18 protein-coding genes are annotated in these 23,615 nt (G+C 68.0%); 14 read left to right on the top strand and 4 right to left on the bottom strand.

What is annotated here, in order from left to right; translation table 11 throughout:
* Nucleotides 1-11 precede the first annotated feature (11 nt).
* Nucleotides 12-2,219, bottom strand: coding sequence for a primosomal protein N' (locus HUK65_RS04560; protein ID WP_179904960.1), 2,208 nt, complete (start codon nt 2,217-2,219; stop codon nt 12-14).
* A 79-nt stretch (nt 2,220-2,298) separates the two neighbouring features.
* On the opposite strand from HUK65_RS04560, the gene fsa reads away from it, so the two are divergent.
* The 4 genes from fsa to HUK65_RS04540 are packed head-to-tail and all read left to right on the top strand — an operon-like array spanning nt 2,299 to nt 5,393.
* The gene (fsa, locus tag HUK65_RS04555) at nt 2,299-2,952 is read left to right on the top strand and encodes a fructose-6-phosphate aldolase (protein WP_179904959.1); all 654 of its coding nucleotides are present in this window, start codon (nt 2,299-2,301) and stop codon (nt 2,950-2,952) included.
* 53 nt (nt 2,953-3,005) lie between these two features.
* The gene (locus tag HUK65_RS04550) at nt 3,006-3,728 is read left to right on the top strand and encodes a DUF484 family protein (protein ID WP_179904958.1); all 723 of its coding nucleotides are present in this window, start codon (nt 3,006-3,008) and stop codon (nt 3,726-3,728) included.
* Nucleotides 3,725-4,648 (top strand): tyrosine recombinase XerC, encoded by a 924-nt coding sequence (locus HUK65_RS04545; RefSeq protein WP_179904957.1) that lies wholly within the window; start codon nt 3,725-3,727, stop codon nt 4,646-4,648. The genes HUK65_RS04550 and HUK65_RS04545 overlap by 4 nt, the downstream gene beginning before the upstream one ends.
* Nucleotides 4,649-4,700: 52 nt before the next feature.
* Nucleotides 4,701-5,393 (top strand): CDP-alcohol phosphatidyltransferase family protein, encoded by a 693-nt coding sequence (locus HUK65_RS04540; protein ID WP_179904956.1) that lies wholly within the window; start codon nt 4,701-4,703, stop codon nt 5,391-5,393.
* Nucleotides 5,394-5,480: 87 nt separating this feature from the next.
* On the opposite strand, the gene dnaE is transcribed toward HUK65_RS04540, so the two are convergent.
* Nucleotides 5,481-8,924 carry a DNA polymerase III subunit alpha gene (gene dnaE, locus HUK65_RS04535; RefSeq protein ID WP_179904955.1) on the bottom strand — a complete coding sequence of 1,148 codons (3,444 nt, stop codon included), beginning with the start codon at nt 8,922-8,924 and terminating at the stop codon, nt 5,481-5,483.
* A gap of 216 nt (nt 8,925-9,140) precedes the next feature.
* On the opposite strand from dnaE, the gene xdhA reads away from it, so the two are divergent.
* The 10 genes from xdhA to HUK65_RS04485 all read left to right on the top strand — a co-directional run bounded on the left by xdhA (nt 9,141) and on the right by HUK65_RS04485 (nt 20,820).
* On the top strand, nt 9,141-10,562 hold the full coding sequence (xdhA, locus tag HUK65_RS04530) for a xanthine dehydrogenase small subunit (RefSeq protein ID WP_179904954.1): 1,422 nt from the start codon (nt 9,141-9,143) through the stop codon (nt 10,560-10,562).
* Nucleotides 10,559-12,919 carry a xanthine dehydrogenase molybdopterin binding subunit gene (xdhB, locus tag HUK65_RS04525; RefSeq protein ID WP_179904953.1) on the top strand — a complete coding sequence of 787 codons (2,361 nt, stop codon included), beginning with the start codon at nt 10,559-10,561 and terminating at the stop codon, nt 12,917-12,919. Before xdhA ends, xdhB begins: the two co-directional genes overlap by 4 nt.
* Nucleotides 12,910-13,866, top strand: coding sequence for a xanthine dehydrogenase accessory protein XdhC (gene xdhC / locus HUK65_RS04520; protein WP_179904952.1), 957 nt, complete (start codon nt 12,910-12,912; stop codon nt 13,864-13,866). Before xdhB ends, xdhC begins: the two co-directional genes overlap by 10 nt.
* The gene (locus HUK65_RS04515; protein ID WP_179904951.1) at nt 13,845-15,371 is read left to right on the top strand and encodes an ABC transporter ATP-binding protein; all 1,527 of its coding nucleotides are present in this window, start codon (nt 13,845-13,847) and stop codon (nt 15,369-15,371) included. The genes xdhC and HUK65_RS04515 overlap by 22 nt, the downstream gene beginning before the upstream one ends.
* Nucleotides 15,358-16,446 (top strand): ABC transporter permease, encoded by a 1,089-nt coding sequence (locus tag HUK65_RS04510; RefSeq protein WP_179904950.1) that lies wholly within the window; start codon nt 15,358-15,360, stop codon nt 16,444-16,446. The genes HUK65_RS04515 and HUK65_RS04510 overlap by 14 nt, the downstream gene beginning before the upstream one ends.
* A complete protein-coding gene (locus HUK65_RS04505) occupies nt 16,443-17,384 on the top strand; it encodes an ABC transporter permease (protein ID WP_179904949.1) in 942 nt (313 codons plus the stop codon). The genes HUK65_RS04510 and HUK65_RS04505 overlap by 4 nt, the downstream gene beginning before the upstream one ends.
* A 45-nt stretch (nt 17,385-17,429) precedes the next feature.
* Entirely contained in the window at nt 17,430-18,503 is a 1,074-nt protein-coding gene (locus HUK65_RS04500; protein WP_179904948.1) for a BMP family ABC transporter substrate-binding protein, read from the top strand.
* 158 nt (nt 18,504-18,661) lie between these two features.
* A complete protein-coding gene (locus tag HUK65_RS04495) occupies nt 18,662-19,735 on the top strand; it encodes an NAD(P)/FAD-dependent oxidoreductase (RefSeq protein WP_179904947.1) in 1,074 nt (357 codons plus the stop codon).
* Nucleotides 19,732-20,382: a DUF938 domain-containing protein gene (locus tag HUK65_RS04490; protein ID WP_179904946.1), complete on the top strand. Its 651-nt coding sequence runs from the start codon at nt 19,732-19,734 to the stop codon at nt 20,380-20,382. Before HUK65_RS04495 ends, HUK65_RS04490 begins: the two co-directional genes overlap by 4 nt.
* A gap of 90 nt (nt 20,383-20,472) precedes the next feature.
* A complete protein-coding gene (locus HUK65_RS04485) occupies nt 20,473-20,820 on the top strand; it encodes a carboxymuconolactone decarboxylase family protein (RefSeq protein ID WP_179904945.1) in 348 nt (115 codons plus the stop codon).
* 70 nt (nt 20,821-20,890) lie between these two features.
* Here HUK65_RS04485 and mraY read toward each other — a convergent pair whose 3' ends face one another.
* Both mraY and HUK65_RS04475 read right to left on the bottom strand, forming a co-directional pair.
* On the bottom strand, nt 20,891-21,976 hold the full coding sequence (gene mraY / locus HUK65_RS04480) for a phospho-N-acetylmuramoyl-pentapeptide-transferase (protein ID WP_179904944.1): 1,086 nt from the start codon (nt 21,974-21,976) through the stop codon (nt 20,891-20,893).
* 117 nt (nt 21,977-22,093) lie between these two features.
* The gene (locus HUK65_RS04475; RefSeq protein WP_407692413.1) at nt 22,094-23,584 is read right to left on the bottom strand and encodes a UDP-N-acetylmuramoyl-L-alanyl-D-glutamate--2,6-diaminopimelate ligase; all 1,491 of its coding nucleotides are present in this window, start codon (nt 23,582-23,584) and stop codon (nt 22,094-22,096) included.
* Nucleotides 23,585-23,615 lie beyond the last annotated feature (31 nt).

Below are 23,615 nucleotides of genomic sequence, written 5' to 3'. Positions count from 1 at the left end.
GCGCGCCCCGGTCAGAAAAACGTCTGCGGATCGATATCCACCGACAGCCGCAGATCACCCGTCAGCCGGTGCGGGGCCAGCCATTGCCGCAGCGCCGGTTGCAGCCGGGCGCCGCGCGGGGCCTTGACCAGCAGCCGCACCCGGTGGCGCCCCCGGATGCGGGCGATGGGGGCGGGCGCGGGGCCCCAGACCTCGGCCCCTATGGCGTGCAGGGGGGCCGCCCCGGCCGCCAGCGCGCGGCCAAGGTCGAACGCCTCTTCCTGTCCCGGCGCTGACAGGATGATCCCCGCCAGCCGCCCATAGGGCGGCATGGCGGCGGCGCGGCGGGCCTGCGCCTCGGCCCGCCAGAAGCCCTCGTCATCGCCCGAGAGGATCGCGCGGATCACCGGGTGATCGGGCTGGCTGGTCTGCACCAGCGCCAGCCCCGGCTGGCCTGCGCGCCCGGCCCGCCCCGCCACCTGGCGGACCAGTTGAAAGCAGCGTTCGGCGGCGCGCAGGTCCGACCCCTGCAGCCCCAGATCGGCGTCGATCACCCCCACCAGGGTCAGATTGGGGAAGTTGTGCCCCTTGGCCACCAGCTGCGTGCCGATGATGATGTCACATTCCCCCGCCGCGATCGCCGCCACATGCGCCTTCAACGCCCGGGCCGAGGCGAACAGGTCCGACGACAGCACCATCACCCGCGCATCCGGAAAGACGGCGGCGGCTTCCTCGGCCAGCCGTTCGACCCCCGGACCCACCGCCGCCAGACGATCCGCCGCACCACAGGACGGGCAGGTTTCAGGCATCGGTTTCGTCGCACCGCACTGGTGACACATCAGCCGGTTCAGAAAGCGGTGTTCCACCATGCGCGCGTCGCAATCATCGCAGCCGATCTGATGGCCACAGGCCCGGCACACCGTCAGCGGTGCATAGCCCCGCCGGTTCAGGAACAGGAGCGCCTGTTCCCCCGCCGCAACCCGCTCCTGCACCGCCCCCACCAGCGTGGGCGATATCCAGCGCCCCGGGGGCAGTTCCTCGGCCCGCAGGTCCACCGCGCGCATGTCCGGCAGCACGCTTTCACCGAAGCGTGCGGGCAGGTCCAGCCGGGCGTATTTGCCGCTGTCGGCATTGGCCCAGCTTTCCAGCGACGGCGTGGCCGAGGCCAGCACCACATGCGCGCCCGCGTGGCTGGCGCGCAGCACCGCCATGTCGCGGGCGTTGTAGAGCACGCCCTCCTCCTGCTTGTAGGAGCCGTCATGTTCCTCATCGACGACAATCAGCCCCAGGTCCTGAAACGGCAGGAACAGGGCCGACCGCGCCCCCACCACCAGTTGCGCGCCCCCCTGCCCCACCATCCGCCACAGGCGCCGCCGCTCAGCCTGGGTGACGCCGGAATGCCACTCGCCGGGGCGGGCGCCGAAACGGGCCTCCACCCGGGTCAGGAATTCGGCGGTCAGGGCAATCTCGGGCAGCAGGACCAGCGCCTGACGGCCCCGGGCCAGACATTCGGCCACGGCCTCCAGATAGGCTTCGGTCTTGCCGGAGCCGGTGACGCCCTTCAGCAGCGTGGTGCCATAGGCGCCGCCCGTGACCGAGGCGCGCAGCGCCGCCGCTGCCGCCGCCTGTTCGGGGTTCAGCACCGGGCCGGGGCGGGCGGGGTCCAGCCGGGGCAACGGCCCATCGCGCGGGGTGTCGCATTCGACCAGCGCGCCCGCCTCGACCAGCCCGCGCACCACACCCGGCCCCACCCCGGCGGCCGCCGCCAGTTCCCCCGGCGCCAGGGCCGCGCCGCCAAAGTCATCGAAGGCCGCCAGCACCCGGGCGCGCGCATCGGTCATGCGCGGGGGCAGCGTGTCGCCCCGGCGCAACAGCTTGCGCATGGCCGGACCATCGCCCAGCCCCGGCGCGCGGGTGGCCAGCCGCAGCATCGCCGGCAGCGGTGTCATGGTGTAATCCGCCGCGCGCATCAGGAAACTGCGCAATTCCGCACGCAACGGTGCCGCGTCCAGCACCCGGATCGCCGGGCGCAGCTTTGCCAGCGGCAGATCGCTTTCCGCCGCCCCCCAGACCACGCCCAGCACGCGGCGCGGGCCCAGCGGCACCTCCACCAGCGCGCCCAGCCAGGCGCCGCCTTCAGGCGCGCGGTAGTCCAGCGGCCGGTCCAGCGGCTGCGTGGTCAGCACCGCCATCGGCCTGCCCTCGTCAAAGAAATCTGGGATCGCATCCGGCGCGGACATGGCAATCAGGGGTTTGCGGCTGACGGGCCTTAGGGTATGACGCGCCCAGAAACCTGCTGCAACCCAAAGGGGCATGGCGATGAAATTCTTTGTCGATACGGCGGATGTGGATGCCATCCGCGAGTTGAACGATCTGGGCATGGTGGATGGTGTGACCACCAACCCCTCGCTGATCCTGAAATCCGGGCGCGATATCCTGGAAGTCACCAAGGAAATCTGCGGCATCGTCGATGGCCCGGTGTCCGCCGAAGTGGTGGCGCTGGAGGCCGAGAAGATGATCGCCGAGGGCCGCCACCTGGCCGAGATCGCGCCCAACATCGCCGTCAAGCTGCCGCTGACCTGGGACGGGCTGAAGGCCTGCAAGGTGCTCACCGGCGAGGGGAAGATGGTCAATGTCACCCTGTGCTTTTCCGTCAATCAGGCGCTTCTGGCCGCCAAGGCGGGGGCGACCTTCATCTCGCCCTTCATCGGGCGGCTGGATGACATCAGCATCGACGGCACCGAGCTGATCGAGGATATCCGCGTGGTCTATGACAATTACGGCTTCGGAACCGAGATCCTGGCGGCGTCAATCCGCAGCGTGAACCATGTGGCCGATGTCGCCCGCATCGGCGCCGATGTGATGACCGCCCCGCCCGAGGTCATCCGCAAACTGGCCAGCCACCCGCTGACCGATGCGGGATTGGCAACTTTTATGAAGGATTGGGAAAAAACCGGTCAAAAAATTCTCTGACCTGGGGTATAGTGGCGCCCAAACAATAAACCTGAGGCAGCTTCGGGGCAGTCATGGCACCCACAAACACCGCGCGGACAGCCGCGATAGATGATGACTTGCGCGCCCGGATCCTCGCGGATCCGGCGCTTGTTCTGGATGACAGGGAGCTGATGCACGCCCTTGTCACGACTTCGGAATCGCAGATGGGCCGCAATATCGTGGACCTGCGCGGGCTGGCCATGGAGCGGCTGGAAGCGCGGCTGGACCGGTTGGAGGAAACCCATCGCGCGGTGATCGCGGCGGCCTATGACAACCTGTCGGGCACCAACCAGATACACCGCGCCGTCCTGCGCATGCTGGACCCGGATGAGTTCGAAAGCTTCCTGCATACGCTGGGCAGCGATGTGGCCGAGATCCTGCGCGTGGACAGTATCCGGCTGGTGCTGGAAAGCGCCGAAAGCGGGGCGGACCCGGCGCTGGCGCGCATCGGCGATGTGCTGCGCGTGGTCGAACCCGGCTTCATCGCCAGTTACATGAGCCAGGGGCGCAACCACCCGGCCCGCAACGTGGTGCTGCGCCAGAACATCCCGGCCACGGATCAGCTGTACGGCCCGGGCGCGGTCGATCTGCGGTCCGAGGCGCTGATGAAGCTGGACCTGGGGCAAGGGCGCATGGCGGGCATGCTCGCCATGGGCTCCGACGACCCGCATCTGTTCAAGCCCGGACAGGGCACCGACCTGCTGGCCTTTTTCGCCGGGATATTCGAACGCACGATGCGCCGCTGGCTGTCATGAGCCTGGCGCTCTCGGCGGGGATGCGCGATGCGCTGGAACGCTGGTGCGCGGGGCTGGTGGCGCTGGACGGGGCCGCGGAGAACACCATTGCCGCCTATCGCGCCGATGTGGCCGGGTTCCTGGCCTTCTGGTGCACGCATCAAGACGGGCCTGCGGGGCTGGCCAGCCTGGGCGCGGTGCAACTGGCGGACATGCGCGCCTGGATGGCCCGGGAACGCGCCCGCGGCGCAGGCGCGCGCAGCCTGGCGCGGCGGCTTTCGGCAGTGCGCAGCTTCGCGCGCTGGGCGGCCGAGCGTGAGGGGATCGACGTCACCGCCATCCTTTCGGCCCGCAGCCCGCGCCACAACCGCAGCCTGCCGCGCCCGCTGTCGCCCGAAGCCGCCCGCGACATGCTGGACACCGTGCCCCTGCAACACCGCGATGACTGGCAGGGCCTGCGCGACGCTGCGGTGCTGACGCTGCTGTGGGGCTGCGGGCTGCGCGTGTCCGAGGCGCTGACCCTCACCGGCGCCGACGCGCCGCTGCCGCCCGCGCTGCGCATCACCGGCAAGGGTGGGCGCGAACGTCAGGTGCCCGTGCTGCCCGCGGCGCAGGCAGCGGTCGCGGCCTATCTGCGCGCCTGCCCCCATCAGCAAGCCCCCGCCGCGCCGCTGTTCCGCGCCGCCCGCGGCGGCGCGCTCAGCCGCCGCCAGGTGGCCCGGGTGATGGAGCAGGCCCGCGCGCAACTGGGCCTGCCCGCCAGCGCCACGCCCCACGCGCTGCGCCATTCCTTTGCCACCCATCTTCTGGCTGCGGGCGGCGATCTGCGCGCGATCCAGGAATTGCTGGGCCATGCCTCGCTGCAATCCACGCAGGTCTATACGGCGGTCGATTCCGCGCAGTTGTTGCGCATCTATAACGATGCCCACCCAAGGGCCTGACCCGCTCACAGGAGCGATTGCACATACCCGCGTTTTCCCGCAAAAGACCGCCATGAATCAGACCGTCCGTGCCTATTCCGTCCATCTGTTCACAGCCACCGGCGCCGTCTTCGCCATGCTGGCCCTGCTGGAGGCCGCCAAGGGGGACTGGGCGATGATGTTCCTGTGGCTGGTGGTGGCTTTCATCGTCGACGGGATCGACGGCCCGCTGGCGCGGCGCTACCAGGTCAAGAAGAACGCCCCCATCATCGACGGCGGGCTGCTGGACCTGATCATCGACTATCTGACCTATGTGTTCATCCCGGCTTTCGCGCTGTTTCAGTCGGGGCTACTGCCGGGCTGGACCGGCTGGATCGCCATCATCGTGATCACCTTTACCAGTGTGCTCTATTTCGCCGACAGCCGGATGAAAACCGCGGACAACTCGTTTCAGGGGTTCCCGGCCTGCTGGAACATGGCGGCAGTGGTGATCTTCGCCACCCAACCCGGCTTCTGGCTGATCCTGTTGATCGTCGGATTGCTGGCGGTGTCGATGTTCACGCAACTGAAATTCATCCATCCCGTCCGCACCGAACGCTGGCGCAGCCTGTCGCTGCCGGTGGCGCTGGTCTGGACCGCGCTGGCCGCCTGGGCTGCCTGGGCCGATTTCGCCCAGCCCGCCGCAGTTACCTGGGGGCTGATCGTCACCACGCTCTACCTGGCACTCGTCGGCATCGTCCAGCAGATGTTCCCGGAACGCCGCTGATCCGGGCCTCCGCCCTGCAGCTTCATCTTGCCGGAAAATACTCCAATGGGGGCTGGCCCCCCTTCCCCGGCCGCCACGAACACCGCCTCAGTACTCCTCGACCGCCAGCACCCCATCGAGGGATTTCACCGCCCCGCGCAGTTGCGGCGTGATCGCATGGGCCTGCCCGGTCGAGACATCGACCTCTTGCCCCGTGGCCGGATCGGTGACGCAGAAACAGATCGGCCCCCGCCCGCGCGCCGGGCTTTCGCCAAACCGCGCCAGCAGACGCGCCACGGCGGAAACCGCCTCGGGCGCGTCGATATGGATGCGCAGCCCCGGCGCGCCCGCATCGGCCACCACCACATCCACCGGCTGCGCCCCGCGCGCCAGCAGCTTCAGCGTGTCGGCCTCCATCGTGGCCTCGACCGTCAGCACCACATTGGCGCCGGGCTCCAGATGCTGGCGCGCGGCTTCCAGCGTTTCCGAAAACACCGTCACCTCGAACAGCCCGGTGGGGTCCGACATCTGCACAAAGGCAAAGCGGTTGCCGCGCGCCGATTTGCGCTCCTGCCGGGCCGAGACCGACCCCGCGATCCGCGCCACCAGCGGCCCACGCTCGGCCCGGGCGGTCACTTCGGCAAGGGTCAGCACATCCTTGCGTTTCAACGCGCCCCGATAATCGTCCAGCGGATGGCCCGAGAGGTAAAAGCCCACCGCCTGATGCTCCTCGCCCAGCCGTTCGGTGGGTAGCCAGTCTTCGCAATCGCTCAGGCGCGGCTCGGGCAGGTCCTCGCCCGCCTCGCCGAACAGCGACACCTGCGCCGAGGCCCGCGCCTCATGGACCGAGGCTGACCACGCCACCAGCGTATCCAGATTGTTGAACACCCGGCGGCGGTTGCGGTCCAGCACGTCAAAGGCGCCTGCGCGCGCCAGCATCTCCAGCGGGCGCTTGCCGATGCGCTTCAGATCCACCCGCCGGGCCAGATCGAACAGGCTGACGAACTCCCGCCCGTCGCGGCCCGCGGCGATCATCTTCATCGCCTCCACGCCCACATTCTTCAGCGCCCCCAGCCCATAGACCAGCGCCCCGTCGGCCACGGTGAAATTGGCCTCGGACCGGTTCACGCAGGGCGGGACCACGGGGATACCCAGCCGGTCCACCTCGCGCTTGTAGACCGACAGCTTGTCGGTCAGGTGGATATCGCAATTCATCACCCCGGCCATGAATTCCACCGGGTAATTCGCCTTCAGATACGCCGTCTGATAGCTGACCACCGCATAGGCGGCGGCGTGCGACTTGTTGAAGCCGTAGTTGGCGAATTTCTCCAGCAGGTCAAAGACTTCGCCGGCTTTCTTCGCGTCCACCCCATTCTCGGTGGCGCCCTTGATGAATTTCGGGCGCTCCTTGGCCATCTCCTCGGCGATCTTCTTGCCCATGGCGCGGCGCAGCAGGTCCGCCTGGCCAAGGCTATACCCCGCCATGACCTGGGCAATCTCCATCACCTGTTCCTGATAGACGATGATGCCTTGCGTTTCCTCCAGGATATGGTCGATCGAGGGGTGGATGGATTCGAGCGCCCGCTGCCCGTTCTTCACCTCGCAATAGGTGGGGATGTTCTCCATCGGGCCGGGACGGTACAGCGCCACCAGCGCCACGATATCCTCGATGCAGGTGGGCTTCATCCGCCGCAGCGCATCCATCATGCCAGAGCTTTCCACCTGGAACACCGCCACCGTCTTGGCGCTGGCATACAGCTCATAGGTCCTGGCATCATCGAGCGGGATACGCTCGATATCCACCTCCACCCCGCGCAGCTTCAGGATGTCGATGGCATTCTGGATCACCGTCAGCGTCTTCAACCCCAGAAAGTCGAACTTCACCAGCCCGGCCTGTTCCACCCATTTCATGTTGAACTGGGTCGCGGGCATGTCGGCGCGCGGGTCGCGATAAAGCGGCACCAGCGCATCCAGCGGCCGGTCCCCGATCACAACCCCCGCGGCGTGGGTCGAAGCGTTGCGCAACAACCCCTCGATCGCCTGCGCATAGGTCAGCAGCCGGTCCACCACCTCCTCGGCCCGGGCGGCCTCGCGCAGGCGCGGCTCATCGGCGAGCGCTTTCTCGATGCTGACCGGCTTCACCCCTTCGACCGGGATCATCTTGGACAGCTTGTCCACCTGCCCATACGGCATCTGCAACACGCGCCCCACATCGCGCACCGCGGCCTTGGACAGCAGCGCGCCAAAGGTGATGATCTGGCCCACCTTCTCACGCCCGTATTTCTCTTGCGTGTAGCGGATCACCTCCTCGCGCCGGTCCATGCAGAAATCGATGTCGAAATCGGGCATGGAGACACGTTCGGGGTTCAGGAACCGCTCGAACAGCAGCTTGTAGCGCAAGGGGTCCAGATCGGTGATGGTCAGCGCATAGGCCACAAGCGAGCCCGCGCCCGAGCCGCGCCCCGGCCCCACCGGAATGTCCTGCTCCTTGGCCCATTTGATGAAATCGGCCACGATCAGGAAATAGCCCGGAAAGCCCATGCCTTCGATGATGCCCAGCTCGAACTCCAGCCGCTTCTGGTATTCCTCCACCGGGGCGGCATGGGGGATCACGGCCAGCCGCGCCTCCAGCCCCTCCTTGGCCTGGCGGCGCAGCTCCTGCACCTCATCCTCGGCAAAGCGCGGCAGGATCGGCGGGCGCTTCTCGGCCTTGAAGGCGCAGCGGCGCGCGATCTCCACCGTGTTTTCCAGCGCCTCGGGCAGGTCGGCGAAGAGGGCTGCCATCTCCTCGGGCGTCTTCAGGTAATGCTGCGGGGTCAGGCGCCGGCGCGGGGCGGCCTGGTCCACATAGGCGCCGTCCTTGATGCACAGCAGCGCGTCATGCGCCTCATACATCTTCGCATCGGGGAAATGGACGTCATTGGTGGCCACCAGCGGCAGGTCCATGTCATAGGCCATCTCCACAAAGGCGCGCTCGGTGGCGGCCTCGGCGGCCATCATCTGCCCGTCCTCATCGGCATGGCGCTGCAATTCCACATAAAGCCGGTCCGGATAGATCGCCGCCAGCCGCTCCATCAGCGCGCGCGCCTTCGGCATCTGCCCGGCTTGCACCAGCTTGCCCACCGCCCCCTCGGCCCCGCCTGACAGGCAGATCAGCCCGGCGCAATGGCGCTCCAGTTCCTCCACCGAGACCTGCGGGACCTGCCCGGTATCGGCCAGATACAGGCAGGAGTTCAGCTTCATCAGGTTCATGTACCCCGCTTCATCCTGCGCCAGCAGCACGACAGGCGCGGGCGCGCGCTGCTTTTCGCCAGGCAACGCGGGGTCGTAGGCAACCGAGATCTGGCAGCCGATGATCGGCTGCACGCCTGCACCCGCAGCCTGAACCGAAAACTCCAGCGCGGCGAACATGTTGTCGGTATCGGTCACCGCCACCGCCGGCATTCCATGCGATTCGCATTGCTTTATCAATTGCTTGAGCGGAACCGCCCCCTCCAGAAGGGAATATTCGGTATGCAGGCGCAGGTGGATGAATCGGGGCATCTTTGTCATGACGCCAGCTTAGCCTTGCCCGCGCCCGCGCGAAAGGGGCGCTGATTATCCCTGCGGCATTGAAACACTTTCAGCCAATCCCTGACAGAATTTCCTTGCCAGCGGCGGCATTGCCCGGTTTCCTGAACCGATGAAGAAGGCGCATGGATCGCTTTACGCCGCATCGGGCGGTCCGGGCAAAGCCTCACCAGGGGGAGAAGGCGGCGGGTTTTCGACATGACCGAAGTTGCGTTTCTGCTCAACGGAACGCCCATGCGCGTGGCCATCACCGACCCCACGCGCACCCTGCTGGACTGGCTGCGCGAGGATCGCGGCCTCACCGGCACCAAGGAGGGCTGCAACGAGGGCGATTGCGGCGCCTGCACGGTGATGGTGACCGGCACCGATGGCCCGCGCGCGCTCAATGCCTGCATCCTGTTCCTGCCGCAACTGCAGGGCAAGGCGGTGCGCACGGTCGAAGGCATCGGCACCCCGGACAGCCCCCACCCGGCGCAGACGGCGATGGTGGACCATCACGCCAGCCAATGCGGCTACTGCACCCCGGGCTTCGTCATGTCCATGGTCACGGCCCACGCCAGTGGCGCCACCGACCATGACGACCAACTCGCCGGCAATCTCTGCCGCTGCACCGGCTACGCCCCCATCCTCCGCGCGGCCCACGCCACCACGGCCGCCCCCGTCCCCGACTGGGTCGCGCAGGACCGCGCCGCCCCCATTTTCTTGCCCGAAATACTCCCGGGGGAGTCGCCGTCAGGCGACGGGGGCAGGCAGCCCCCCGCCCTCGCCTGCCACATGCCCCGCAGCACGGATGAACTTGCCACACTCTACGCCGCGCACCCTGAGGCCACGCTGGTCGCAGGGGCCACCGATGTCGGCCTCTGGGTGACCAAGGGGATGCAGGACATCCGCCCGGCGATCTTCCTGGCCCAGGTGGCGGAGCTGCGCGGCATCGCCATGACCGACACCGAAATCCGCATCGGCGCCATGGCCTCGCTGGCCGATCTGCGCGCCGCCATCGCCCCCCTGCACCCCTCCTTCGCCGAACTCATCCGCCGCTATGGCTCGGAACAGGTGCGCAACGCCGCCACGGTGGGGGGCAACATCGCCAACGGCTCGCCCATCGGCGACAGCCCGCCCCCCCTGATCGCGCTGGGCGCGACGCTGCACCTGCGCCACGGCACCACCCGCCGCACCCTGTCGCTCGAGGATTTCTTCATCGGTTACGGCAAGCAGGACCGCCGCCCCGGTGAGTTCCTCGAGGCCATCACCCTCCCCCGCCAGCCCGACCGCCTGCGCGTCTACAAGATATCCAAACGCTTCGATCAGGATATCTCGGCGCTCTGCGGGGCGTTCAACATCACCGTCATCGACGGCACCGTCACCGCCGCGCGCATCGCCTTTGGCGGCATGGCTGCCACCCCCAAACGCGCCGCCGCGGTCGAGGCCGCGCTGCTGGGCCAGCCCTGGACCGAAGCCACCATCGCCACCGCCCAAGGGGCCTTCGCGCAGGACTTCGCCCCCATCGACGACATGCGCGCCTCGGCCGCCTATCGGCTGGAAACTGCACGTAACCTGCTGCACCGCTACTGGCTGGAGGATCAGGGCATCCGCGCCTCAGTGCTGGAGGTCACGCCATGAGCCTGCAAAAACCCCTGCCCCATGATGCCGCGCCGCTGCATGTCTCGGGCGCGGCGCGCTATGTCGATGACATCCCTGTCCCCGCGGGGACAGCGCATCTGTGCTTTGGCCTGTCCGAAATCGCCCATGGCCGGATCACCGCAATGGATCTGGACGCGGTGCGCAGCACCCCGGGCGTGCTGGCGGTGCTGACCGCCACCGATCTGCCCTTTGCCAATGATGTCTCGCCCAGCGTGCATGACGAACCCCTGCTGGCCGATGGCACCGTCCATTACGCGGGCCAGCCCGTCTTTCTGGTGGTGGCCGACAGCCACCACGCCGCCCGCCGCGCCGCACGGCGCGCGCGCCTTGACATCACCCCCTTGCCCGCGCTGCTGACCATCGACGACGCGCTGGCCGCCGACGCGCGGTTCGAGGACACCCCCCGCATCTGGACCAGGGGCGATCCGGACGCGGCCATCGCCGCCGCCCCGCATCAGATCGACGGGACCATCGAGATCGGCGGGCAGGAGCATTTCTACCTCGAAGGGCAGGCCGCCCTGGCGCTCCCGCAGGAAGGCGGCGACATGGTGATCCATGCCTCCAGCCAGCACCCAACCGAAATCCAGCACAAGGTGGCCGAGGCACTGGGTCTGCCCATGGCCGCCGTGCGGGTGGAGGTGCGCCGCATGGGCGGCGGCTTTGGCGGCAAGGAAAGCCAGGGCAACGCGCTGGCCGTGGCCTGCGCCGTGGCCGCCCGCGCCACCGGGCGCCCCTGCAAGATGCGCTATGACCGCGACGATGATTTCATCATCACCGGCAAGCGCCATGACTTCCGCATCGCCTATCGCGCGGGCGTGGACGCCGAAGGGCGCATCCAGGGCGTCAGTTTCACCCAATACGCCCGCTGCGGCTGGGCGCAGGACCTCTCGCTTCCAGTGGCAGACCGCGCCATGCTGCATGCCGACAACGCCTATCACCTGCCCCATGTGCGGATCGAAAGCCACCGGCTGCGCACCAACACCCAAAGCGCCACGGCCTTTCGCGGCTTTGGCGGCCCGCAAGGCATGCTGGGGGTCGAACGGCTGCTGGACCATATCGCGCACCGGCTGGGCCGTGACCCGTTGGCGGTGCGCCGCGCCAATTACTACCACGACAGCCCCCCCGCCCGCAGCGGCCCCGGAACGGGTCGGCGCTTTGGGGCCGCCCACAGCCCCGCCGCGCCAGCGCCGCAAACCACCCCCTACGGGATGGAGGTCACCGATTTCATCCTCCACGCGATGACCGACCGGCTGGCCGAGACCGCCGATTACGCCGCACGCCGCGAACGGGTGGCGCAATGGAACGCCGCCAACCCGGTGCTGAAACGCGGGATCGCGCTGACACCGGTGAAATTCGGGATCTCCTTCACGCTCTCGCATCTCAATCAGGCCGGCGCGCTGGTGCATGTCTATCAGGACGGGTCCATCCACCTGAACCATGGCGGCACGGAAATGGGCCAGGGCCTGTTCCAGAAGGTTGCGCAGGTGGCCGCCGATGCCTTTGGCGTGGATGCAGGCCGGGTCAAGATCACCGCCACCGATACGGCCAAGGTGCCCAATACCTCGGCCACAGCCGCGTCCTCTGGCGCGGATCTGAACGGCATGGCGGTGCGCGCCGCCTGCCTGACCATCCGCGCCCGTCTGGCCGACATGCTGGCCGAAAAGCACCAGACCGCGTCCGAAGCCGTCCGCTTTGCCGAAGGCCGCGTCACCGTCGCCGGCGCCGATTACCCTTTCGAGGAGGTCATCGCCCAGGCCTATCTGGCCCGCATCAGCCTGTCCTCCACCGGCTATTACCGCACGCCCGGGCTGAGCTGGGACCGGATCAAGGGGCGCGGGCGCCCGTTCTTCTATTTCGCCTATGGGGTCAGTTGCACCGAGGTGGTCATCGACACCCTGACGGGCGAGAACCGCATCCTGCGCGCCGATATCCTGCATGACACCGGCACCTCGCTGAACCCCGCGCTTGATATCGGGCAGGTCGAGGGCGGCTATGTCCAGGGCGCGGGCTGGTTGACCATGGAGGAACTGGTCTGGGACGCGCAGGGGCGGCTGCGGACCCATGCGCCATCGACCTACAAGATCCCGGCCTGTTCGGACCGCCCTGGCGTGTTCAACGTGACCCTCTGGGGGGCCGAGAACCCGGCCGAGACGATCGGCAAGTCCAAGGCCGTGGGCGAGCCGCCCTTGATGCACGGCATCTCGGCGCTGATGGCGCTGTCGGATGCGGTGGCGGCCTGCGGTGATGGCAGCCTCTACCCGGCGCTGGACGCGCCCGCCACGCCCGAACGCATCTTGGCCGCCGTGGCCCGGCAGCGGGGGCGGCAATGGCCCTGATACCCGCCGCCCTGCGCGACGCCATCGGACGCCACGGCCCGGTGATCCGCGTGGTGATCGCCGCGCATCAGGGGTCCTCCCCGCGCGAGGCCGGGGCTTCAATGCTGGTCTGGCCAGGCGGCCAATCCGGCACCATCGGCGGCGGCGCGCTGGAATTCGCGGCGGCAGCAAGGGCGCGCGCGATGCTGGCAGCGGGCTGTGCCCGGCAGGTCGAACGCACCCCCCTGGGCCCGGCGCTGGGGCAATGCTGCGGGGGCGCGGTTACGCTGGTTTACGAACGGATGGACGCCGAGGCGCTGGCCGCCCTGCCCGAAACCGGCCTGCACGCGCGCCGGGTTGAGGGGCGGGCCGAGATGCCGCTGGCCGTGGCCCGGGCGTTGCGCGCGGCACGCGGACAGGGCGTTGCGGCAACGCTGTGGAAATCCGGCTGGCTGGCCGAACCCGTGGCCCCGCCCGCGCGCGCGCTCTGGGTCTGGGGGGCCGGGCATGTGGGGCGCGCGATCACCGCGACCCTCGCCCCCCTGCCGGATTTCGCCATCACCTGGGTGGACACCGCGCCGGAGCGCTTCCCGGCCGAGGTGCCCCACGGCGTCACCCCCCTGCCCGTCCCCACCCCCGCCGATGCGGTCCCGCGCGCACCGCAGGACGCCGAACACCTGATCCTGACCTACAGCCACGCGCTGGATCTGGAGCTGTGCCACCGGCTGCTGCACCACGGCTTCGGCCGCGCGGGGCTGATCGGCTCGGCCAGCAAATGGGCACGGTTCCGCGCGCGCCTGCGGGCGCTGGGCCATACGGATGCCCAGATCGCACGCATTGCCTGCCCAATAGGCACCCCGGCGCTGGGAAAACACCCGCAGGCGATTGCGGTGGGTGTGGCAGCCGCGCTATTGACCCCCTGCACCACCGCGATGGAGACGCCGGCATGTCAGACCAGCCCCTGCTGAGCCTCAAGGGGCTGACCAAGGCCTACCCCGGCGTGGTGGCCAATGATGATGTCAGCTTCGATATCCGCCCCCGCGAAGTGCACGCGCTGCTGGGCGAGAACGGCGCCGGGAAATCCACCCTGGTCAAGATGATCTACGGCCTTGTGCGCCCTGACAGCGGCATCATGGCCTGGAACGGCCAGCCCTATGCCCCCGACAACCCCGCCACCGCGCGCCAGACCGGCGTGGGGATGGTGTTTCAGCATTTCTCGCTCTTCGATGCGCTGGATGTGGCGGAAAACATCGCGCTGGGCATGGATGACCCGCCGCCCCGGCGCCAATTGTCGCGCAGCATCCGTGAGGTCAGCCAGGATTACGGCCTGCCGCTGGACCCGGGCCGCCTGGTGGGCGAACTGTCCGCCGGCGAGCGCCAGCGGGTGGAGATCGTGCGCTGCCTGCTGCAGAATCCCCGCCTGCTGATCATGGACGAACCCACCAGCGTGCTGACCCCGCAAGAGGTCGACATCCTGTTCGCCACCCTGCGCAAGCTGCGCGATGAGGGCACGGCGATCCTCTATATCTCGCACAAGCTGGAGGAAATCCGCGCGCTGTGCGACACCGCCACGGTGCTGCGGCAGGGGCAAAAGGTCGCCACCTGCGATCCGCGCCAGAAATCCGCCCGCGAACTGGCGGAAATGATGGTCGGCAAGACCCTGCACCAGCCCGAACGCGACACCAGCGCCAGCGACGATATCGTGCTGGAGATGCGCAACCTGACCCTGCGCTCGGCCCATCTGTTCGGCACCACGCTGAAGGATGTCAGCTTCGCCCTGCGCCGGGGCGAGGTTCTGGGCATCGGTGGCGTGGCAGGCAACGGGCAGGATGAGCTTCTGGCCGCCCTTTCGGGCGAGGCGCGCAGCAAACGTGACGCGCTGCGCATGCTGGGCGAGCCGGTGGGCCATCTGGGCCCCAATGCGCGCCGGGCCATGGGCCTTCTGGCCGCCCCCGAAGAACGGCTGGGCCATGCCGCCGCCCCGGACATGTCGCTGACCGAAAACGCCCTGCTGACCGCCGCCTGGCGCCAGAAACTGGTGCGCAACGGCTTTGTCAACTGGCCGCGCGCGCAGGGCTTTGCCGAAGCCGTGATCACGCGCTTTGACGTGCGCACACCGGGACCGCATGTCGTTGCGCGGGCGCTTTCGGGCGGGAACCTGCAGAAATTCGTCATCGGGCGCGAAATCTCGCAGGAGCCGGAGGTTCTGGTGGTCAACCAGCCCACCTGGGGGGTCGATGCCTCGGCCGCCGCGGCCATCCGGCAGGCGCTGCTGGACCTGACCGCGCGCGGGGGCGCGGTGGTGCTGATCAGCCAGGACCTGGACGAGATCATGGAGATCGCCGACCGCTTCGCCGCGCTGAACGAGGGCCGGCTGGGCACACCGCGCCCCACCCGTGGGCTGACCATGGAAGAGATCGGCCTGATGCTGGGTGGCGCAGGTGATATGGAGGTGGCCCATGCTCAGGCTTGAAAAACGCCCGCAGCCGTCAAAGGCCTGGACCTGGGCCACGCCATTGCTGGCGGTGGCGCTGACCATGGTGGCGGGGGGTATCCTGTTCGCACTGCTGGGCAAGGACCCGTTCGTGGCAATCCGGATGATCTTCTTCGATCCGCTGTTTTCCGAACAGTTCGGCGCCTATTCGCGCCCACAACTGCTGATCAAGGCCGCGCCGCTGATCCTGATCGCCATCGGGCTGGCCATCGGCTTTCGCGCCGGGGTCTGGAACATCGGCGCCGAGGGACAGTATATCATCGGCGCGCTCTGCGGTGCGGGCGTGGCGCTGGCCTTCTTTCCCACGCCGGGGTGGTATATCTTTCCGCTGATGATCCTGGCGGGCGCCGCCGGGGGTTTTGCCTGGGCCATGATCCCCGCGATCCTGCGCACGAAGTTCAACACCAACGAGATTCTGGTCTCGCTCCTGCTGGTCTATGTGGCCGAGCGCATTCTGGCGGCCATGTCGCTGGGGCTGATGCGCAACCCCGATATCGCGGGCTTCCCCGGGTCACGCAACCTGCGCCACTATCCATCCGCCCATAACGCCGAGATCATCGCCGGAACGGGGATGCACTGGGGCGTGGTGGCGGCCTTCATCGCGGTGATCTTTGCCTATATCCTGCTGCACCGGCATATCCTGGGCTTTCAGGTGCGGCTGGCCGGGCAGGCCCCGCGTGCGGCGCGCTTTGCGGGCGTGGCACCGACGCGGCTGGTGATCCTGTGTCTGGGGATTTCGGGGATGCTGGCCGGGCTGGCGGGGATGTTCGAGGTCTCGGGGCCCGCGGGGCAGGTGAATATCGACTTTGCCGTGGGCTACGGGTTCACGGCGATCATCGTGGCGTTTCTGGGCCGGTTGCACCCGGTGGGGATCGTGCTGGCGGGGCTGTTGATGGCGCTGACCTATATCGGCGGGGAACTGGCGCAATTCATGCTGCGCCTGCCCTCGGCCTCGATCCAGGTGTTTCAGGGGATGCTGCTGTTCTTCCTGCTGGCGGTGGACCTGCTGACCAACTACCGGATACGATTTGCCCGCAAGGAGGCCACCGCATGACCGGCGCCGAACTGTCCTCTATCGCGCTGGCGCCGCTGATTGCCGCGCTGATGATCGCCGCCACCCCGATCATGCTGGCCGCCATCGGCGAGCTGGTGGTGGAGAAATCCGGCGTCCTGAATCTGGGTGTCGAAGGCATGATGATCACCGGCGCCGTCTGTGGCTTTGTCTTTGCGGTGCAGACCTCGAACCCGTATCTGGCGATGCTGGGGGCGGCGGCGGGCGCGGCGGTGCTGGCGCTGGTCTTTGCGCTGCTGACGCAGGTGCTCATGGCCAATCAGGTGGCTTCGGGGCTGGCGCTGACGCTGTTTGGGCTGGGGCTGTCGGCGCTTATCGGTCAGGGCTATGTGGGCATCCAGCCACCGCGCACGCCGAAGTTGGACATCCCGGTGCTGTCGGACCTGCCGTTCCTGGGCCGCGCGGTCTTCAGTCATGACTACATGGTGTATCTCAGCCTCGCGCTGGTGGGGGCCGTCTGGTATTTCCTGAAATACACCCGTGCCGGGCTGATCCTGCGCGCGGTGGGCGAAAACCACGATGCAGCCCATGCGCTGGGCTACCGGGTGCGCCGGGTGCGCATCCTCGCCATCGCCTTTGGCGGCGCCTGCGCGGGGCTGGGGGGCGCGTATCTCAGCCTGATCCGGGTGCCGCAATGGACCGAAGGCATGACCGCAGGCGCAGGCTGGATCGCGCTGGCGCTGGTGGTCTTTGCCTCCTGGCGGCCCTGGCGCGTGGTGCTGGGTGCCTATCTTTTCGGCGGAATTCTTGTCCTGCAACTGACACTGCAGGTTGTCGGCGTGCGGATTCCGGTCGAATACTTGGCCATGTCGCCGTATCTGATAACGATCCTGGTGCTGGTCATCATGTCCTCGGGGCGCGCGCGCGCCTCGCTGGCGGCACCCGGCTCGCTCAACCGCCCGTTCTTTGCCTCGGGCTGACCCTTTGCCGAACCGTTTCAAACCAACCACAACAGGGAGTCTTCCATGAAACGTAGACATCTACTTGCCTCGGCCGCCGTTGTCGCCGGCCTTGCCTTCCCGGCCATGGCCGATGACCCCACCAAGGCCGGCTTCATCTATATCGGCCCCGTGGGCGATCACGGCTGGACCTTCACCCATGACCAGGCGCGCGAGGCGCTGGAAGAGCATTTCGGCGATGCCGTCGAAACCTCCTATGTGGAGAACGTCAACTACGGCCCCGATGCTGAACGCATCATGACCCAGATGGCGCTGTCGGGCACGGATATCATCTTCGCCACCTCCTTCGGCTATGGTCCGGATGTGAACAATGTGGCCGCCCGCTTCCCTGATGTGGCCTTCGAACACGCCACCGGCTACATTCAGGAGGCCGACAACGTCAGTCTCTACAATGCGCGCTTCTACGAAGGCCGCGCCGTGATCGGCCATATCGCCGGCAAGATGACCGAGACCAACACCATCGGCTACATCGCCTCATTTCCCATCCCCGAGGTGATCATGGGCATCAACTCGGCCTATCTGCACGCCAAGGCGGTCAACCCGGATGTGGAGTTCCGCGTGGTCTGGGTCTACAGCTGGTATGATCCGGCACAGGAGGCGGCGGCGGCCGAGGCGCTGATCGAACAGGGTGCAGACATCCTGATGCAGCACACCGATTCGACCGCCCCCGTCACCGTGGCGCAGGATCAGGGCATCTTTGCCTTCGGCCAGGCTTCGGACATGACCGCCTTCGCCCCGGAATCGCATCTGACCGCAATCCTCGATGTCTGGGATCCCTATTACATCGACCGCGTGCAGGCGGTGATGGACGGCACCTGGGAAGCGGGCGATATCTGGCACGGGATCGTCGATGGCATGGTCGGCTTCGCGCCGATGAATGACGCCATCCCCGAAGACATCCGCGCCGAGGCCGAAGAGATGATCGCAGCCATCTCGGCGGGCGAGTATCATCCCTTCACCGGCCCGATCAACCGCCAGGACGGCAGCGCATGGCTGGCCGAGGGCGAAACCGCCCCCGACGGCGACCTGCTGACCATGGATTTCTATGTCGAGGGCATGACCGGCGAAGTCCCCAACTGAGGCCGCCAGACACTGGCGGACCCTGCAACAGGATCGGGGGGGCAGCCCCCCGGACCGCGCCGAAAGCCGGGGGCCAGCCCCCCCGGTATTCGGAAATCTCTCGAAGGCCCGCACCGGCGGGCCTTCTCCTTTTGATCAATCCTTGCCACAACAGCGCCATGACGCATGATTTCCTCATCATCGGCGGCGGTATTGCCGGGATCTCGGCGGCGGCGGCGCTCGCCCCCCTCGGGTCAGTCCTGCTGCTGGAAGCCGAGGACGCCCTGGGCCACCACGCCAGCGGCCGCTCTGCTGCCACGTTCGAGCCTTACTACGGCGCCCCGGCCACCGTGGCGCTCAGCCATGCCAGCCGCGATATGCTGGAGGGGATGGGGGTCCTCGCGCCGCTGGGTGTGCTGGTGGTCGCGGGCCCTGAAGATGCTGACGCCTTCGCTGCGGATGCCGCTGCCTTTCACCTTGACCATCTGAGCCCCCGGGACGCGCAGGCGCTGGTCCCCATCCTGAACCCTGCCGCAATCACCCAGGCCGGGATCACCCAGGCCGCGCGGGACATGGATACCGATGCCATGCTCCAGCATTTCGCCCGTGATGCGCGCGCGCTTGGCGCCACGTTGCAGCCCCGCGCCCCGGTCACCGGCATCAGCCGCAGGCCCCATGGCTGGCAGGTGCAGGCAGCGGGGCAGACCCATGACGCCCGCCATCTGGTCAATGCGGCGGGCGCATGGGGGGATGCGGTGGCGCGGCTGGCCGGGATGGCGCCGCTGGGGCTGCAGCCCTACCGCCGCTCCATGGCGCGGCTGCCGCTGCCTGCCGGGGTGGATCCCTCGGGCTGGCCCATGTTCATGGGCGCGGGCGAGACATGGTATGCCAAGCGCGATGCCGGGGCGCTGATCGTCTCGCCCGCCGAGGCCGACCCCATGGACCCCCATGACGCCTGGGCCGATGACATGGTGATCGCCGAGGGGCTGGCGCGGTATGAGGCGATGGTGACCGCCCCCGTCACCCGCGTTCTGGCCACCTGGGCCGGGTTGCGCAGCTATCTGCCGGACGGGACGCTGGCCATCGGCCCCGATGCTGCCGACCCCGGCTTTCTGTGGCTGGTGGGTCAGGGCGGCCAGGGGTTCCAGTCTGCCTGCGCCGCCGCGCAACTGCTGGGGGATCTGGTGGCCGGGCGTGCGCCCGCCCTGCCCGCCGATATCGTGGCGGCACTCTCGCCAGGGCGGTTCGCATGAGCCGCAAGCTGGATCTGCCCGACAGCAACGCGCCCTCGCCTGATGGGCTGCCCTTCGCGCCCTCGGCCGCGCGCAACGCGCAGCCGATCGGCGATGTGCTGGCGCGGCACTTTCCGGCGACGGGCCGCGTGCTGGAACTGGCCAGCGGCACCGGGCAACATGCCGTCGCCTTCGCCGCGCGCTTCCCCGGTCTGATCTGGCAGCCGACCGACCTGGCCGCTGATCGCCTGGCGACCATCGCCGCCCGCGCCGCGCGTGCTGCCCTGCCGAACCTGCGCGCCCCGGTGGCGCTGGACGCCTGCGCCCCGGGTTGGGGGGCGGGCTGGGCCGGGCAGGATGCGGTGGTGCTGGTCAACCTGCTGCACCTGATCTCCGATCCCGCCGCCGCCACCCTGCTGGCCGAGGCGCCCCACGCCCTGGCCCGCGGCGGGTGCCTCTGCCTCTATGGCCCGTTTCGGCAGGAGGGCCGGCTGGTCAGCGCCGGGGACCGTGCCTTCGACGCCCATCTGCGCGCGCAGGACCCGGCCATCGGCTACAAGGATGTCGCCTGGGTCGAAGCGCAGCTCCATGCCGGGGGCCTTGGGCCGGTGGAGCGGACCGCGATGCCCGCGGGCAACCTGATGCTGGTCGCGCGCCACCCGGACTGACGCCATCGCGCAGCGGGTTGATCCAGATCAAGGCTGTTGCGGCGCACCCATGCGATGCACCCGCCGAAATATTCACACCGGAGAATACGTATGGACTACGCCGCCTTCATCAACGACACCCGCAACCGCAGCCGCACCCTTGCCAAGACCATCCCCGACGCCATGAAGGGCTTTGGCGCCCTGTCGCGCGGGGTCAAGGACGGCGGCACTCTGGGCATGAAGGAGAAGGAGTTTGTCGCCCTTGGCATTGCCGTGGCGGTGCGCTGCGAGCCCTGCATCGCCTTCCATGTCGAAGCCCTGATCAAGGCGGGCGCCACGCGCGAGGAACTGGGCGACGTGCTGGCCATGAGCATCCAGATGGGCGGCGGCCCGGCGGTGATGTATGCGGGCAAGGCGCTGGAATGCTGGGATCAACTGGCCGGCCCGCAACAGGGCTGATCGTTCCCGTGGCGGCGGACAGCCCCCCGCCACGGGCGCTATTTCGGGCAAGATGAAGGCACCTGCGGGCTCAGCGGATTTTCAACGTGGCAAGACCGATGAGCGCCAGCACCAGGCTGATGATCCAGAAGCGGATGACGATCTGCGGCTCGGCCCAACCCTTCTTTTCGAAATGGTGGTGGATGGGTGCCATCAGGAAGACGCGCTTGCCGGTCATCTTGAAATACGCCACCTGGATGATGACCGACAGCGTTTCGATCACGAAGATGCCGCCGACGATGGCCAGCACGATTTCATGCTTGATGGCCACGGCCATGGCGCCCAGCGCGCCACCCAGGGCAAGCGAGCCGGTATCGCCCATGAACACCGCCGCGGGCGGCGCGTTGTACCACAGAAAGCCCAGGCCCCCGCCCGCAAGTGCTGCGCTGAAGATCAGAAGCTCCCCCACGCCGGGGACGTAGTGGACATCCAGATAGGCGGTGAAATCGACCCGCCCCACGGCATAGGCGATGGCGCCCAGGGTACCGGCGGCGACCATCACCGGCATGATCGCCAACCCGTCCAGCCCGTCGGTCAGGTTCACCGCATTGGCCGAGCCGACGATGACGAAGGCGCCGAAGGGGATGAAGAACAGCCCCATGTTGAGGAGCACATCCTTGAACACCGGCACGGCCAGTTGCCCGGTGAGCGAATCCGGATGCAGATACCAGGCCGCCACCGATGCCAGCCCGCCGATGATGAAGCCCAGCCCCAGCCGCACCTTGCCGGGTACGCCCTTGTGCGAGTTGCGGCTGACCTTGGCCAGATCATCGGCAAAGCCGATCAGACCGAATGCGACCGTGACCAGCAGCACCAGCCAGACGTAACCATTGTCCAGCCGCGCCCACAGAAGGGTGGCGAAACACAGCGCCGAGAGGATCAGCAGCCCGCCCATGGTCGGCGTGCCCGCCTTGGTCAGCAGATGGCTTTCGGGGCCATCATCGCGGATCGGCTGGCCGTTGGACTGGCGCGACCGAAGCATGAGAATCAGGCGCGGACCGAAGAGGAAGCCGAACAGCAGCGCCGTGAAGAAGGCGCCGCCTGCCCGAAAGGTGATGTATCGGAACAGGTTGAATGCGGTGACAGTCTCGGCGAATTCGGTCAGCCAGAACAGCATGGGGTCAGGACCTTTCAGGGTGGTGGCCGGTCGAATGGCGTTTATCGGCCTGCAGGTCAAGCGCGCGGGCGCTGGTTCCGCGGCGGCGGCGCAGCGCGATCACACCCGCGGGCGCGCTCATGCCGTCCGCTCCAGGGCTGCCACGGCGACCGAGGCCTGTTCGACATCATCAAACGGATAGACCGTATCGCCGATGATCTGGCCGGTCTCATGGCCCTTGCCGGCGATGAGCAGGGCATCCCCCGGGCCCAGAGCATCCACCCCGCGCAGGATCGCTTCGGCACGGTCGGGAACCTCGTTCGCCTCGGGGCAGGCTTTCAAAATTTCGACACGGATGGCGGCCGGATCTTCGGATCTTGGGTTGTCATCTGTCACATATGCGATGTCGGCATGGGTTGCCGCGGCCTGACCCATCAATGGGCGCTTGCCCCGGTCGCGGTCGCCCCCGGCGCCAAACACCACCACCAGGCGGCCCATCACATGCGGGCGCAGCGCCGTCAGCGCGGTTTCCAGCGCCGCCGGGGTATGCGCGTAATCGACAAAGACCGGGGCGCCATTGCTGCGGCGTGCGGCCAGTTCCATGCGCCCGCGCACCCCTTCAAGCCGCGACAGCACGGGCAAGGCATCGGCGGGCGCGGTGCCGCAGGCCAGCACCAGCCCCAGCGCCACCAGCACATTTGCCGCCTGAAACCCGCCGATCAGCGGCAGATGAACCTGATGCACCTGCCCGTCATAGCTGAAACGCAACTCCTGCCCTGCAGCGTGAAACCGCTGGGCCAGAATACGCAGATCGGCATCCGGGTCCTGCCCTATGGTCAGTGTGGACTGCCCCCGGTCGGCGGCGATGGCCAGCATGTCGGCCCCGCGCGGGTCATCCATGTTGATCACCGCCGCCCCGTCCGGGGGCAGGACGCGGGCGAACAGCCCCGCCTTGGCGGCGAAATAGGCGTCGAAGCTGTCGTGATAGTCCAGATGATCCTGGGAGAAGTTGGTGAACGCCGCCGCGCGCAGCCGCACCCCGTCCAGGCGGCGCTGTTCCAGCCCGTGGCTGGAGGCCTCCATCGCGCAATGGGTCACGCCTTCGCCCGCCATTTCCGCCAGCAACCGGTGCAGGGTGATCGGTTCCGGCGTGGTATGGGCCAGGGGCGCGGAAAACGCGCCTTCGATCCCGGTGGTGCCCAGATTGACCGCCGCATGGTCCAGCATGATCCATATCTGACGCGTAAAGCTGGCCACCGATGTCTTGCCATTGGTGCCGGTGACGGCGGTCATGCAGTCGGGCTGGGCCCCGAACCACAGGGCTGCGGCATAGGCCAGCGCCATGCGCGGATCCTCGGCCAGGACCAGCGCGGCGTCAGACCCGTCCAGCGCATCGGCGGCAATCTGCGCGCCGGTCCGGTCCGTCAGGATGGCGGCGGCGCCCATGCGCAGGGCGTAGGAGATGAATTCGCCGCCATGCATGCGGGTGCCGGGCAGGGCCGCGAACAGATGGCCCGGGCGCGTGGCGCGGCTGTCCACACTCAACCCCGTCACCGAGGCGTCCCCGCCGCGTGTGGGGCTGAGCCCCAGATCCGATAGCCGCCGCTTTGCTTCGCTATCCATGCCCATGGTATCTCCCGTCCGGTTGGCCCGCATCTTG

It is taken from the genome of Rhabdonatronobacter sediminivivens, from assembly GCF_013415485.1.
GTDB classification, from domain to species: domain Bacteria; phylum Pseudomonadota; class Alphaproteobacteria; order Rhodobacterales; family Rhodobacteraceae; genus Rhabdonatronobacter; species Rhabdonatronobacter sediminivivens.
Note: the sequence above shows the minus strand (reverse complement) of the source record. Positions and strands in the feature narration are given on the sequence as shown.

What these genes read in the sequence shown, in the direction of transcription:
- HUK65_RS04495 (WP_179904947.1), top strand. Translation starts at nt 18,662, where the DNA reads ATGACGCATGATTTCCTCATCATCGGCGGCGGTATTGCCGGGATCTCG.
- dnaE (WP_179904955.1), bottom strand. Translation starts at nt 8,924, where the DNA reads ATGACAAAGATGCCCCGATTCATCCACCTGCGCCTGCATACCGAATAT.
- HUK65_RS04540 (WP_179904956.1), top strand. Translation starts at nt 4,701, where the DNA reads ATGAATCAGACCGTCCGTGCCTATTCCGTCCATCTGTTCACAGCCACC.
- HUK65_RS04475 (WP_407692413.1), bottom strand. Translation starts at nt 23,584, where the DNA reads ATGGGCATGGATAGCGAAGCAAAGCGGCGGCTATCGGATCTGGGGCTC.
- HUK65_RS04490 (WP_179904946.1), top strand. Translation starts at nt 19,732, where the DNA reads ATGAGCCGCAAGCTGGATCTGCCCGACAGCAACGCGCCCTCGCCTGAT.
- HUK65_RS04545 (WP_179904957.1), top strand. Translation starts at nt 3,725, where the DNA reads ATGAGCCTGGCGCTCTCGGCGGGGATGCGCGATGCGCTGGAACGCTGG.
- HUK65_RS04505 (WP_179904949.1), top strand. Translation starts at nt 16,443, where the DNA reads ATGACCGGCGCCGAACTGTCCTCTATCGCGCTGGCGCCGCTGATTGCC.
- xdhB (WP_179904953.1), top strand. Translation starts at nt 10,559, where the DNA reads ATGAGCCTGCAAAAACCCCTGCCCCATGATGCCGCGCCGCTGCATGTC.
- HUK65_RS04550 (WP_179904958.1), top strand. Translation starts at nt 3,006, where the DNA reads ATGGCACCCACAAACACCGCGCGGACAGCCGCGATAGATGATGACTTG.
- HUK65_RS04510 (WP_179904950.1), top strand. Translation starts at nt 15,358, where the DNA reads ATGCTCAGGCTTGAAAAACGCCCGCAGCCGTCAAAGGCCTGGACCTGG.
- xdhA (WP_179904954.1), top strand. Translation starts at nt 9,141, where the DNA reads ATGACCGAAGTTGCGTTTCTGCTCAACGGAACGCCCATGCGCGTGGCC.
- HUK65_RS04500 (WP_179904948.1), top strand. Translation starts at nt 17,430, where the DNA reads ATGAAACGTAGACATCTACTTGCCTCGGCCGCCGTTGTCGCCGGCCTT.
- HUK65_RS04560 (WP_179904960.1), bottom strand. Translation starts at nt 2,219, where the DNA reads ATGTCCGCGCCGGATGCGATCCCAGATTTCTTTGACGAGGGCAGGCCG.
- fsa (WP_179904959.1), top strand. Translation starts at nt 2,299, where the DNA reads ATGAAATTCTTTGTCGATACGGCGGATGTGGATGCCATCCGCGAGTTG.
- xdhC (WP_179904952.1), top strand. Translation starts at nt 12,910, where the DNA reads ATGGCCCTGATACCCGCCGCCCTGCGCGACGCCATCGGACGCCACGGC.
- HUK65_RS04485 (WP_179904945.1), top strand. Translation starts at nt 20,473, where the DNA reads ATGGACTACGCCGCCTTCATCAACGACACCCGCAACCGCAGCCGCACC.
- mraY (WP_179904944.1), bottom strand. Translation starts at nt 21,976, where the DNA reads ATGCTGTTCTGGCTGACCGAATTCGCCGAGACTGTCACCGCATTCAAC.
- HUK65_RS04515 (WP_179904951.1), top strand. Translation starts at nt 13,845, where the DNA reads ATGTCAGACCAGCCCCTGCTGAGCCTCAAGGGGCTGACCAAGGCCTAC.